This is a genomic window from Micromonospora sp. NPDC023888 (assembly GCF_040639415.1).
Taxonomy (GTDB): Bacteria; Actinomycetota; Actinomycetes; order Mycobacteriales; family Micromonosporaceae; genus Micromonospora.
Genome location: NZ_JBEZZW010000005.1, coordinates 209,582 through 221,799, shown reverse-complemented (window position 1 = coordinate 221,799; position 12,218 = coordinate 209,582). Strand labels below are relative to the sequence as shown.

At 68.9% G+C, this 12,218-nt stretch carries 10 protein-coding genes and 2 pseudogenes; 4 read left to right on the top strand and 8 right to left on the bottom strand.

Annotation, left to right across the window (positions count from 1 at the left end; genetic code table 11):
- Positions 1-21 precede the first annotated feature (21 nt).
- A complete protein-coding gene (locus AB0F61_RS06755) occupies positions 22-252 on the bottom strand; it encodes a hypothetical protein (RefSeq protein WP_357804043.1) in 231 nt (76 codons plus the stop codon).
- A 214-nt stretch (positions 253-466) separates the two neighbouring features.
- Between AB0F61_RS06755 and AB0F61_RS06750 the strand changes: the two genes are divergently transcribed.
- Positions 467-1,108, top strand: coding sequence for a response regulator transcription factor (locus tag AB0F61_RS06750; protein ID WP_357804151.1), 642 nt, complete (start codon positions 467-469; stop codon positions 1,106-1,108).
- A gap of 313 nt (positions 1,109-1,421) precedes the next feature.
- Here AB0F61_RS06750 and AB0F61_RS06745 read toward each other — a convergent pair whose 3' ends face one another.
- The 5 genes and pseudogenes from AB0F61_RS06745 to AB0F61_RS06725 form a co-directional block, all read right to left on the bottom strand.
- A complete protein-coding gene (locus tag AB0F61_RS06745) occupies positions 1,422-2,015 on the bottom strand; it encodes a universal stress protein (RefSeq protein ID WP_357804040.1) in 594 nt (197 codons plus the stop codon).
- A 144-nt stretch (positions 2,016-2,159) separates the two neighbouring features.
- A complete protein-coding gene (locus AB0F61_RS06740) occupies positions 2,160-3,758 on the bottom strand; it encodes a GAF domain-containing protein (RefSeq protein WP_357804038.1) in 1,599 nt (532 codons plus the stop codon).
- 346 nt (positions 3,759-4,104) lie between these two features.
- A complete protein-coding gene (locus tag AB0F61_RS06735; RefSeq protein ID WP_357804158.1) occupies positions 4,105-4,524 on the bottom strand; it encodes a hypothetical protein in 420 nt (139 codons plus the stop codon).
- A gap of 224 nt (positions 4,525-4,748) precedes the next feature.
- Positions 4,749-5,102 (bottom strand): annotated as a pseudogene (locus AB0F61_RS06730) (excinuclease ABC subunit UvrA); the annotation flags it as partial.
- A gap of 125 nt (positions 5,103-5,227) precedes the next feature.
- A complete protein-coding gene (locus AB0F61_RS06725; RefSeq protein WP_357804035.1) occupies positions 5,228-5,845 on the bottom strand; it encodes a pyridoxamine 5'-phosphate oxidase family protein in 618 nt (205 codons plus the stop codon).
- A gap of 292 nt (positions 5,846-6,137) precedes the next feature.
- Here AB0F61_RS06725 and AB0F61_RS06720 point away from each other — a divergent pair.
- Positions 6,138-6,405, top strand: a pseudogene (locus AB0F61_RS06720) (ABC transporter permease); the annotation flags it as partial.
- Here the strand turns inward: AB0F61_RS06720 and AB0F61_RS06715 are convergent.
- Complete coding sequence (locus tag AB0F61_RS06715; RefSeq protein WP_357804032.1) at positions 6,389-9,565, bottom strand: BTAD domain-containing putative transcriptional regulator; 3,177 nt, start codon at positions 9,563-9,565, stop codon at positions 6,389-6,391. The pseudogene AB0F61_RS06720 and the gene AB0F61_RS06715 sit on opposite strands and share 17 nt — an antisense overlap.
- Before the next feature lie 367 nt (positions 9,566-9,932).
- Between AB0F61_RS06715 and AB0F61_RS06710 the strand changes: the two genes are divergently transcribed.
- Positions 9,933-10,853, top strand: a complete 921-nt coding sequence (locus AB0F61_RS06710; protein ID WP_357804029.1) for an immunity 49 family protein — start codon at positions 9,933-9,935, stop codon at positions 10,851-10,853.
- Between the two features lie 260 nt (positions 10,854-11,113).
- Here AB0F61_RS06710 and AB0F61_RS06705 read toward each other — a convergent pair whose 3' ends face one another.
- Positions 11,114-11,857, bottom strand: coding sequence for a VOC family protein (locus tag AB0F61_RS06705; protein ID WP_357804026.1), 744 nt, complete (start codon positions 11,855-11,857; stop codon positions 11,114-11,116).
- Between the two features lie 126 nt (positions 11,858-11,983).
- On the opposite strand from AB0F61_RS06705, the gene AB0F61_RS06700 reads away from it, so the two are divergent.
- Positions 11,984-12,199: a hypothetical protein gene (locus tag AB0F61_RS06700; protein ID WP_357804023.1), complete on the top strand. Its 216-nt coding sequence runs from the start codon at positions 11,984-11,986 to the stop codon at positions 12,197-12,199.
- Positions 12,200-12,218: the final 19 nt, after the last annotated feature.

The following is a 12,218-nucleotide window of genomic DNA, read 5'->3' as shown; positions in this document are numbered from 1 at the left end:
GAGTTCCTGTCTGGTCGACGTTCACGGGCGCAGCGGGAAGTTGTTGCCGGTGCGCCAGGCTGCGATTGCCAGCTGCCCGGCGAGCGCGTGCCCGACCCGGAGCGCCTCGCGGTCGGCGTACAGGTGCAGACCTGACGCGTCGACGTCCCCGCGCCACCGCTGCGTGTCGACGATCGACGGCGCGGCGCCAGTGGTGCGAAACACCCGCTCGCGGGTGGCTGCCGTGATCGCCGTGTCGCTGTCGGTCTGCATATGGCTAGCGTGCGCTTGCACTGCCGCGCGGGGCAGAGGCGGTGGGCCCTGCCGGTGGGGGCCGTTGTACCCGCGTTGGCGCGTGCCGAACGCTGTACCCCAGGTCAATCCCCGCTCGACGAAGCTATCGTCGAGCGGGACGGCCCGCCGGCCTCGACGCAGGAAGGGCCGTTGGACCCTGCTCAAAGAGACCGCCAAGGAGTACAACGAGAAGATGATCCGTGTCTTTCTGCTCGATGACCATGAGGTTGTCCGTCGCGGCATCTGTGAGCTGCTGACTCAGGACGGTGACATCGAGGTCGTCGGGCAATCCGGATCAGCGGTGGAGGCTGCGCACCGCATACCGGCGCTGCGGCCGGACGTGGCGATCCTCGATGCCCGCCTACCTGACGGCAACGGGATCGACGTGTGTCGGGACGTGCGCGCCATCGACCCCAGCATTCATGGGCTGATCCTGACGTCGTACGACGATGACGAGGCTCTCTTCGCGGCGATCATGGCCGGGGCTGCCGGATACGTGTTGAAGCAGATTCGTGGTATCGATCTGCTTGACGCGGTGCGCCGGGTTGCCGCCGGGCAGTCGCTGCTCGATCCGGCGGTCACCGCCAGAGTGCTGTCGCGCATCCGTGATGGCGTGGAGGCGCCCGATGAGCTCAAGTCGCTGACCGACCAGGAGCTGAAGATCCTTCGGCACATCGCGCAGGGCATGACGAACAAGGAAATCGCGCAGGAGATGTTCCTGGCGGACAAGACGGTGAAGAACTATGTCTCGAGCGTCCTGACGAAACTCGGCCTCGAGCGGCGCACCCAGGCGGCAGTCCTCGCCACCAACCTGATGCGGGGCAGCTCCCGCTGATCGGACGACACGTGGCAGGCCCTGCGACGTACGGCGGGCCGGCCACGTCGTCCGCTCAGGGTTTGCGACTAGCGCTTGGCAATTTTCACGGCCTCGGCGGGCTTGGCAGCTGGCACTCCGTTGCCGACCGTGATCGGAATGGCGCGGTGCTGCTGCTGCAGCGCGGTCACCTTTGCGGGACTCCTTAGTACCCGTTGAGGTAAGACGCCCGGATGCTCTGCTCGTCGATCGGACTTCAGTACAGCCCGATCTGCCGCGCAGACTCAGGGCCAACGGACCCGCCGACCGCGGGCCGCTCGGCCCGGTCGCGCGATCATTCATCTCGGACAACGGCAACGGTGCGAGTGGCGTACCGCACCAGGCCGTCGCTGATCGAACCGAGCAGCAGGCTGCCGATGCCACCACCACCGCGGGCGCCGACGACGACAATGTCGGCATCAGCGGCGGCATTGTTGAGGGCACGTACGGGGTTGTCGCCGTACAGCACTTTCCGCACCACCGTGACGTCTGGATACGTTGATTCCCCGCCGACGGTCGCTTCGCGAAGCATCTCATCGGCCGCCGTATGCAGTGGCACCAGAATGAGCGCTGCCTTGGCAGAGCCGGCGAGCAGCGCGCTCGCCGGGCTGCCGCTGCGCAGGATGCCGCGCACGACGATGCCGGGGTGGGCAGCCGCTGTTTTCTCGACCAGGTGATCGAGCAGGCGTTGGGCCAACTGCGGCGCACCGCCGGCACGCGGTGGCTCGAGGCCAACCAACCATGGTGGCGATGCCGGGAGCGGATGGACCAGCAGCAGGCCGAGGTGGAGCCGCGTAGCCTCTCGCGCTCCGGCGGCGATGACGGCGGTGGTGGGGGCGTCGGCGTCGGCATCGACGCCGACCACGACCTGCCCCCTGGACTCTGCCATCGATGGCCTCCTGTCTGCGGCCGGCATTGCCGGACTCGACCGGGCAATGGGTGGCCGTGTCCCCAGGATCGCGGACGACAGCAGATGCGCGAAGTGCCGTAAGACCTGGTAGGACCTGGAGGCGGTGAAGGAACTGCGGAGCGGTCAGCCCTTGAGGGGCACGTCCCACACCAGCATGGCGCCATGGGGGTGGATGTCGGCGACGACGAAGGTGCCGCCGCGCTCCTCGGCGCGGCTGCGGAGATTGCCGAGCCCGTTGCCGCCCGTTGCTGCGCCGATGCCGACGCCGTCATCGGCCACCCGCAGAATGAGGCGACCTGCGTCAACCGCGACAGCGATCGTGACGGTTGTCGCGCGGGCGTGCTGGACGATGTTCGAGAGCGCTTCTCCCAGGACCGCGATCAGGTTGGCGCGCAGCGAATCTGGGACGGCGAGGTCAACAGCCCCGGTGATGGTCAGGTGCGGTCGGAAACCCAAGCTCTTCGTCGCATCGTCGGCGGCCGCTGTCAGCGCGGCGCGCACCGATCCGGGGGCTGGCTTGTGCAGGCCGAAGATGGCGTTGCGAATGTCGCGGATGGTCGCGTCGAGTTCGTCGATGGACTGGTCCAGGCGGTTCCGGACGTCTGGAGGTTCGGCTCGGCGCGTCAGCCCCTGCAGTCCGAGACCGGTGGCGAACAACCGCTGGATCACCACGTCATGCAGGTCCCGTGCGATGCGCTCTCGATCGGCAAGCACCACCATCATCTCGCGTTCCTCCTGCACCCGTGCCCGCTCGACGGCGAGGGCAGCCTGGGAGGCGAACGTGGTGATCATGTTGATGTCGGACTCGCTGTCGAAGCCCACGCTGCTCGTCGGCAGGATCACCACGAGCACCCCCTGCACCGCGCCGGTCATCGCCAACGGCGCCAGCAGCGCCGGGCCTGTCGGCAACGGTGCGGGCCAGACCGCAGCGACGTCCAGATTGTCGATCAGGACATGGCCGCCGGCGGCAATGATCTGCTCGAACGGCGTACCGTCGAGCGGGATCGACGCCCGGTCCAGCGCCGCGTTCGGCGGCGCGGTGACCTCGACGCGCAGCTCCCCGGTCGTCTCGTTGTGAAGCAGGATCGCGACGAGCGCGGCGTCGGCGACCTCGCGGGCGTGGTCCACCACCAGCCGCAGCACGTCGCTGCGATCGACCTGGCCGACGAGGGTGTCAGTGATCTCCGCAGTCGCCTGGAGCCAGCGCTGGCGCCGGCCCGCCGCCGCGTACAGCCGGGCGTTGTCGAGAGCGATCCCGGCCGCGGCGGCGAGGGCGATGACGATCTCCTCGTCGGCGTCGCTGAACTCGGCGGCACCGCGTTTCTCCGTCAGGTAGAGGTTGCCGTACAGCTGGTCGCGGATGCGGACCGGAACCCCGAGGAAGGAGCGCATCACCGGATGGCCGGGCGGGAAACCCAGGGAACGGGGATGGTGGCTGATGTCCGGCAACCGGATCGGCAGTGGCTCATCGATGAGCAGACCCAGCACGCCACGGCCGGTGGGAAGGTCGCCGATATGGTCTCGCTCGGTGACGGTCATCCCGTCGGTGATGAAGTCGACGAGGCTGCGGTCGGGTCCGATGACGCCCAGGGCACCGTAACGGGCGCCCGCTACCTGACAGGCTGCCACGACGATCCGCGACAGTGTGCTGCGCAGGTCGAGATCGCTACCGATGCCGACAACGGCCTGCAGCAGCGGCGACAAACGTTCCCGGCCCGCCATTCATGTCACCGGCCCGGTGCAATTCAGGCGAGGTTCAGCGGCCATGCTCCCCCACCGGGTTACCGTGCTGCGAACGGACGTCGAAAACGCCGGACTCAGCGCGATTGGGGCTTCGGGGGCGATTCGAGCCTGATGATGGGGCCATTGGCGCGGCGCCGACGCTGCGGCCCCGTCCAGGCTGGCGGCCTGCGCTGACTCGCCCGGTGCGCTCACCCTCCTCACACTAGCCCTGTTGGCAGCCGGAACAGATTCGACGATGACGCACCTTCAGGGATGAGGTCCGGCCAGCCTGGCCTCATCTCCGCACATCGGGATTGTGAGCGAACGTAGTCGGGCCGGTGGCCGGTCACCCCTTGGCAAGAGGTACGGGCAAGGCTTGGCCTTCCGATCCGCCGGCCAGCGGGTGCGGCTGACCGGTGAGGGCAGCCAGCGCGGCGGCGACGGCGTGCAGATCGGCTTTGATGTAGGTGGTGGTGGCGGGTCCGCGGCTGTCGGTATGTCCGGCGTAGGCGCGGGCCACACCGTAGCCGAAGTGGCGTTCGACCCAGGTCAGGGTGGTGTGGCGCAGCCAGTGCGTGGTGATTCCCTGGGCGGCTACCCACGGCAACTGCCGGCCGATGCGTGTCCACATCAGGTCGTAGCGCCGATAGGTGGCGGGTTGTCCATTGCGATAGCGCAGCAGCGTATCGGTCGGTGCGACGGCGCCGCGGGCGCGGGGTGGGACGTTGAAGTGCCTGCGCCGGATCGCAACCTGCAGCGCGTCCAATGCTTGGTCGATGTAGAGAGGCGGGGCGACAGCGCAGCCGTGACGTAGTGTGCGTCCCGACCCCTCAGAAGCGGCCGCCGTCCCGCATCCCCAGGAGCGGCAGGCCCGCCGCGTACCGCCGGAAGAAGCCTGCGGTCGGAGTGTCCGCCGTCGCGACATCGGTCGAAGTGAGCGGTCGTCAGATGCCCGTCCTCAACCGCCGCCGCCGAATCTGCGCCGATCCCTGGAAGGCGCGAGTACAGCAGCCCCAGGTGCCCGTCGATGCCGGTGATCGTCGCAACCGTGGAGCGGGGGTTGCGGTTCAGACGGCGCTGGTCGACCGCGAGCGTCGCGCCGAGGCCCAGGATACGATCAACCTTCGGCCGATTACGCTGGGTAATGTACTGCCGTACGAACGGCGAAAGCCCCTCCAGATACCGCAGCTGGGCTTCGTTGTGCAGGGTGTCGATGGCCAGCGAAGTCTTGCCGCTGCCACTCACTCCGGTGAAGGCGACGAGCCGCCCCTTGGGAATACTCACGGACACGTCCCGCAAATTGTTGGTACGAGCCCCCACCACCTCAATCGTCTCGCGTCCCATACTCGCGACGTCCCGTACGAATGCAGTCAACCTTTGTTCACCCTCTCGCAACGCGGCATGGCCTGGGCACAGCGGCCAACCCACCCGTGCCGAACACATCGATCACGCCACTGCCCGGCAGGCCGTCATCGGTGGCGTTGAGCGGTCGCTGCACCAGATCTGTCAGCCGTCGCCCGACCCCGGTGCGGCCGTACTGCGGATGAGGTCTCGGATTCCGCAGTGAGCTTCGCGGTGTCGGGGGCGAAGACGGTCATCCAGTGCGGATGCAGCCGGTAGTAGACGACGTCGTTGTCCCAGTCGAAGACGTCATCGCCGTAGAAGTCCTTGAGGTACGCCAACACTTCCGGCCAGTCCGCGGCCGGCTCACTGTCCCGAGGGTTGAGGGTCTCCACCTTGCCATGCGTGAACACGCCCAGGTCCTCACCGCGCATGTGTGCGGCGCTGACGGCGGACCGCGCCGCGAGGTGGCGAGCCTTGGCGGCGCCGCGCGCCGTGCCGAAGTGCCACTTTCCGTGCAGGAAGTGCCCATCCACACCGCTGATCCGGGGCTCACCTTTCGCCGTCACGGTGGACAGGGCGAGAGTGCACATGCCGGCGAGGACCTGGGTGAGCTGCTGCGCGGTCAGAGTGCGCTCGGTGTTGATGATCGAGCGGAGGTGCGCGGCGGAGCGGGAGAGGGAGTCGTCAAGGAGGGCCTGAAGCTCTTTGAGCTCTTCTGGAGTTTCGCGCACGGAGTTCCTCATCCATCTATCCGTCCATGGTGTCGGTCCACGCGGACCGTCGACGGCGGCCCGATGAACCCCATCCTCAATTCAAATCCTGACACCTTGTGTCACATATCCTCATCCATCTTGCGGATGCCACCGGAACGCCGCCGCAGGGGTGGCTTCCCGAGCGGCGTCACCCTCGGAACCGGACCTCCCGGCCGGCGCCAGAGGGCCGGTGCCGGACGGGTGTCACCCGCCCGCGCCCGCGAGGGCGGGTTCGGGGTTGGATCCGCCCGTCGCCGGCAAGGGCTCGTGGTGCTTGGACTCCGCCAAATCCCCGGGAACGGCAGGTCTGGCCTCCGTACCACTGGTCATGCTGCCGTTCTTCAGCAGCGCCATCGTGCCGGCCGACAAGATGGGACCCGGCCTGCGGGAGTTCGCGCAGTACCAGCCCTTCACGCCGATCATCGAAACCCTGCGGATGCCTCAACGGCGCACCAGCCACCAGCGACGTGATCCCCGCCCTCGCCTGGCGCGTCGGCATCGCCCGCGTCGGCTACTTCTGGGCCCGATCCACGTTCACGAAGCGAGCGTGACCGTCACCAACCGACCCCAGTCCACCCCGGCGCCCTCCAGCGCCGCCTCGGCGAACACCGCTTCGCCGAGGCCGCGCCGCACCGTCCGCTCAATCCTCGCCACATCGGGATGGGAAAGATCCGGCAGTCCGCGCACTCGGGCGCTCGCCCCGAGCAACCGCGCGGCCTGCTCGTACTGGTCGAGGCGCAGTGCCAGGTCCGCGACCCCGACAAGGACCTGGGCGATCAGGGGCCCGTGTCCCGTCTCGGTCGCCGTGCGAAAGGCGGCGATGCGGTGTTCGCGAGCCTCGTCGAGGTCCTCGGCAAGGTAGCCGAGCAGGTCATGTGCCACGGCGCGTACGTAGGCACGCCTGGCCTCGTCGCCCAGCATCACTGTCGCGACCTCGAGCTGCCGGCGTGCCTGCTCGGCGTCGCCGCGCCAGCGGGCGAGATCCGCCCTTGCCAGCGCCAGCTCCGCCAGCGCGTTCGGCCAGGAGACCTGCTCGGCGAGCCGCTGCGCCTCCGCGAGAGCGGCCGCGCTCGACTCCGCATCCCCCGACAGCCAGTACAACTGGGCCTGCCGCGACCGCATCGAGACGACATCCTCGCTGGCGCCGACCTCGGTCACGACCGCGATCGCCTGTTCGTAGTACTCGCAGGCACCGGCGAACTCGCCACGCATCGCGATCCGGTTCGCCAGCTCGGTCAGGGCGAATGACGTCCCCCACCGGTCACCGAGGGCACGGAATTCGCCGAGCGCCGTCTCCAGGTGCACGTCGGCGTCGTAGCCGTCATGGCCGAGCACGATCCGCAATCTGCCGAGGTGCAGCCGGGCGAGGGCGCGCAGCCAGGGATCCTCGTCGGTGAGCAGCTGCTCGAACGCGGGCATGGCCGCGTCCGGGGCGTGCAACAGGCGTTCCAGTGCGGCGACGAACCTCAGCGCGCGGTGGTGTCTGGGGACACGCTGGCTGATCTCGTACGCCTTGCGGATCCACTCCTCCGCCTGGTGCTGATCGCCCGGCCCCCAGGTCGCGAGGTCACGAACGGAACGACCAGCGTGTACGCCGGCGTGGACGGCGCGTGCGTACACCACGGCCCGGCTCTCGTCGGCCACCTCGCCCGGCAGGGCAGCCGCCGCCATGATCAGCTCGTTGCCCTCCGCCCTGTGCCCGCCGAGCCACCAGTACCAGCCGGCCGCGGCAGCGAGCCGCATCGCCCCGTCGGCCTCGCCGGCCGCGATCGCACCGCGCATCGCGGCGGTGATGTTGTCGTGCTCGGCATCGAGCGTGGCAAGCCATTCCAGTTGCTCAGCGCGGTAGAGATGCGGCTCCGCGGTCTCGACGAGTTCGGTGAAGTACGCGAGGTGCGCGCGGCGGGCCGATTCCGATTCCCCCTCCTCGGCGAGACGCTGCTGGGCGTACTCCATGATCGTGCCGAGCATCCGGTAGCGCGGCGCTCTCTCCCCCTCGGTGAGCACCAGTGACTTCTCGGTCAGCGCGGTCAGCAGGTCGAACACCTGATCCGTCTCGACCGTGTCGCCGACGCAGACCCGCTCGGCCGCCTTCAGGCTCACCCCACCGGAGAACACCGAGAGCCGGTGCAGCACCACTCGCTCGGCGTCTGTGAGCAGCTCCCAGCTCCAGTCGATCACGGCACGCAGCGTCCGGTGCCGCGGCAGTGCCGTGCGGCTACCACTGGTCAGCAGGCGGAACCGGTCGTCGAGCCGGTCGGCGAGCTGATCGAGGGACATGGTGCGCAACCTGGCCGCGGCGAGTTCGATGGCCAGTGGCATCCCGTCCAGCGCACGGCAGACGCGCGCCATCGTCGCCAACGTGTCGACGTCGGCCGCGAGATCCTTGCGCACCGCGCCGGCCCGGTCCCGCAGCAGCCGTACGGCCGGCGCGGACTCGATCTCACCCGGGTTCGCGTTCTGCGCGGGCAGGACCAGTGGCGCGACCGGCCACAGTGACTCACCGGTGATGCCGAGTGGTTCCCTGCTCGTCGCGAGAATCCGAAGCCCTCGGCACTCTCCGAGCACCCGATGGGCGAATGTCGCCGCCGACTCGATCACGTGCTCGCAGTTGTCCAGCACCAGCAGCATCGCCCGGTCGCGGACCGCGGCGATGACCCGATCCGTCGGCTCCGCGCCCGGTGTCTCGCCGAGCAGGGCATCCCGGAGACCGAGCCCGGCGAGCGTGGCCTGCGCCACGTCACCGTCGGCGCCGACGGCCGCGAGCTCCACCAGCCAGACCCCGTCGGGCAGGTCGCCGACTAGCGTGCGCGCGGTCTCCGTGGCCAACCGGGTCTTCCCCGACCCACCCGGCCCGATCAGGGTGGTGAGCCGATGGTCGCCGATGAGCTCACAGACCGCGGCGACGTCGGCGTCCCGGCCGACGAAGCTGGTCAGCTCGACACGCAGATTCGTGTTCCGCTCCTCCTCCCGCCGTCCCACCTCACCCCGCAGGAGCGCGACGTGCAGCGCGGACAGCTCCGGTGCGGGATCCACACCCAGCGTGTCAGCCAGCGCTTCCCTCGTGCGCTCGTACACGAGCAGCGCCTCGGTGTCGCGACCCGTCGCGACAAGTGCCCGCATCAGCGCCGCGACAAGTCGCTCTCGCAGCGGTTGTGCGGCCACCAGGTCAGTCAGTTCCGCGACTAGCTCCGCGCCATGGCCCAGGCGGATCTCCGTCTCGAACCGATCCTCCATGGCCGTCAGGCGTAGCCGCTCGAGCCGGGTGACCGCCGCGTCGAACGCCGCGCTGTCCGGCAGATCGACATCCTGCATGGCGGTGCCGCTCCACAACGCCATCGCCTCACGCAGCAGACGTACCCGTTGCGGGTCGTCGTCATTTCGAACCCGGGCAGCGGTGATGAGGCGTTCGAAACGCACGGCGTCGACGTCGTCGGGTCCCACCGCCAACCGATAGCCGTCCGCCTGTCCCTCAACCGATCCCTCCGGCAGCACCTTGCGCAGCCGGGAAACCAGACGGTGCAGGGCATTCGTCGCGTCGGCGGGGGAATGTTCACCCCAGATCCAGTCGACGAGCGCCGCCTTGGGGACCACGCGACCAGGTTGCAGCGCGAGGGCGATCAACAGGCCGCGCAGCCGCGCGCCCGGCACGTCGGCCAGAGCGCCATCGTCCGTGCGAACCTCGAAACGCCCAAGCATCCCGATCTTCACTCGGCAGATCCTGCCACGGGCGGCAGTGCCCTGATGACGACGGGCACCGTCGCTACTGACATCGATTGGCGGATGACCCAGCGGCGCCCCGCAGTCGATCCCGACAGGACGCAGCAACAAATGCTGAGCACCAGAACCACAGCCGTCAACGCAGGCGCGTCCAGACGCCGGACGACCTATCCCCCCATGGTTGAGTCGATCGCTCCGCACTCACGCGCAGTCGTCGATATCTCACATCGGCGGACGCGGCTCCTCTGCCCACGTCCAGTGCCACAGGTTCAGCCGCCAACAGCAGTCGTTTCCGCCTGATCCATGGTCGGCTGGGCGCGTGAGACCGCGCTGTCGTGGACCTGCCAGGATGGTACGCATGACGATTGAAGTGACGCGTCATTCAGTCGCGGAGCAGCGAATTATGCAGGCACTTGAGGACATGTCGGGGCGGGCCTTCAGCAGGTGGCACGACATGCGCTACGGCGACATGCCGCTGCGGCGCGGGCTCCGGGAACTCGGCGAGGAGCTGACCGACCACCTCGCCGCGCGCACCCTGCCGGACCCGGCTCTACGTACGCTCGAGTCGCGCACCGCCCTGATCACAGCTGCCGAGTGCACGATGGGCGTGCTGAGCCTCGCCTGCTTCCCTGACGGTGACTTTTCGGTACCCCTCCCGCTCGCGACAAGGACGCTCGACAGCGAGGAGCTGCACTATGAGGAGGCGTGGGAACCGGCCCTACCCGGGACCTCGGCGCGGACGTGGACCGACGCGTTCGCGTGGTCCATCCTCAGTGGACTGCTGTGGGAGCCGGACCGCGCGATTGGCCCCCTGTTGCGCGACGACTACGCTCCCGCCATCCGTGACGGCGTTCCGTACTCGAAGCGCGAGTCGGTGTCTGCCGCGGCTGACCTCGCCGAGATGGATGCTCTGTGCGGATACCTGACCATTGTCCAGGCAGGCTATTCCGACGCACGTCCGGAGCCGGCGCCACTGCAGAAGCCAACGACCTTCGAGCGCACGCGTGCGGCCGAGCAGCTCGACGCAGCGGGGATGTTGACACCGGACCAGCGGCTGTTGCGTGTCCTGCTCGACGACGACCAGCCCGCGTTCGAGCAGGCCCTTCAGCAACGCCTCGTGACGCACCGCGAGAGCGTCGGCACCGACCCGGCCGCACGGAGCCTGCTACCGGTCGGGGCCGTCACACTGACCGCCCTCGCCCATCTCGCGCACGGCTGGCAGTTGGGCATCCGGTCCGCCTATCTGCCCGAAGCACTAGTGGCTGCCCCGCAGCCGTAGGTGGCGCCGCTCGGCTAGAGCCACGCCTCTCGCGCGAAGGGCGCCCCGGCTACTGCCTGAGCGCCCTTCGGTGTATCGGTAAACCCGCTCTGACCTCAATGAGGTAGGCGCCGGCGAGGGCGGCAGGCCGCAGCGGCTGCGGATCAACGGAGTGGCCGGAGGGTGTACATCGACATCGCATCAGCGGTGGCGAGACGTGCCCACGTCGTACTGCGTGACTGACGTAGACGCACCGCGAGCGGCGGGTGCGGCACGGACAGTCAGCCGCCCGGAGCCAGGACGCAGAACTCGTTGCCCTCCGGGTCGGCGAGGACGACCCACGAGACGTCCCCTTGACCGACGTCCGCTGGCGTTGCGCCGAGGGTCCGCAGCCGTGCCACCTCCGCCGCTTGGTCGCCGCCGCTGTACGGCACCACGTCGAGATGGGCCCGGTGTCGCACCGTCTTCACCTCGGCTGAGCGGAGGAACTCGAGATACGGCCCGACGCCCTCGGCCGATCGCAGCCGCGCACGATCGTCCGTCAGCTCGCGCAGGGTCCAGCCCAGCGCCTCGCCCCAGAACCGGGCCATGACGCCGGGGTCCGCGCAGTCGACGACCACCGCCGCGATCACCCCGGTGTCCCGGTAGATCTCCCGAGGCTCCAGAACGCAGAACACGTTGCCCTCCGGGTCGGCCAGCACCGTCCACGGCACGTCGCCCTGGCCCACGTCGGCGGGCGTCGCACCGAGTTCCTTCAGTCGCGCGACCCACTCCGCCTGATGGGCCGCAGAGGTGGTGGCGAGATCGATGTGCGTGCGATACCGCACCAGTTCGGGGTCCGGGACGTCGATGACGTCGATGCAGACGGGGGCGTCGGGCTTCGTCCAGACGAAACCCGCGGGCGTCACGCTTGTCGCACCGTTTCCCCCACTGGACGCGTTCCAGTCGAGCGCCTCGGCCCAGAACCGGCCGAGCGCGGAGTTATCCCGGGATTTGAAGTTCACCTGCACGAGTCGAATCGCCACGTCGCGCACCTTATAGTCTCCGGCGAAAGCAGGCCGCCGCGTTCCCCGCACTGATGGCCCTGGCGAGTGACGATCCGTTGGCCGCTGCGATCGACGCCGTCTACAACGCGGCAATTGCCCACCGTGATGGCAACCCAGCCGGTGGCGCAGGGCGCGCTGCCGCAATTGCGCGCTGCGACCGAGCCCGGCGTGCGGGGTGGACAGTTCTTCGGCCCGTCCGGGCTCTGGGAGACGCGAGGCAGAGTCACCGAGGCCCGGCTCAGCCAGGAGGCCACCGAACCGGCCGTCGGCACGCGGCTGTGGGCGGCAGCCGCGGACCTGACCGGCGTCAGCTACCTCTGACCTACGACGGTCACCGGCT

Bases quoted from the DNA above. Each gene is read 5' to 3' on its own strand.
- AB0F61_RS06755 (WP_357804043.1), bottom strand. From the start codon at position 252: ATGCAGACCGACAGCGACACGGCGATCACGGCAGCCACCCGCGAGCGG.
- AB0F61_RS06750 (WP_357804151.1), top strand. From the start codon at position 467: ATGATCCGTGTCTTTCTGCTCGATGACCATGAGGTTGTCCGTCGCGGC.
- AB0F61_RS06745 (WP_357804040.1), bottom strand. From the start codon at position 2,015: ATGGCAGAGTCCAGGGGGCAGGTCGTGGTCGGCGTCGATGCCGACGCC.
- AB0F61_RS06740 (WP_357804038.1), bottom strand. From the start codon at position 3,758: ATGGCGGGCCGGGAACGTTTGTCGCCGCTGCTGCAGGCCGTTGTCGGC.
- AB0F61_RS06725 (WP_357804035.1), bottom strand. From the start codon at position 5,845: ATGAGGAACTCCGTGCGCGAAACTCCAGAAGAGCTCAAAGAGCTTCAG.
- AB0F61_RS06710 (WP_357804029.1), top strand. From the start codon at position 9,933: ATGACGATTGAAGTGACGCGTCATTCAGTCGCGGAGCAGCGAATTATG.
- AB0F61_RS06700 (WP_357804023.1), top strand. From the start codon at position 11,984: ATGGCAACCCAGCCGGTGGCGCAGGGCGCGCTGCCGCAATTGCGCGCT.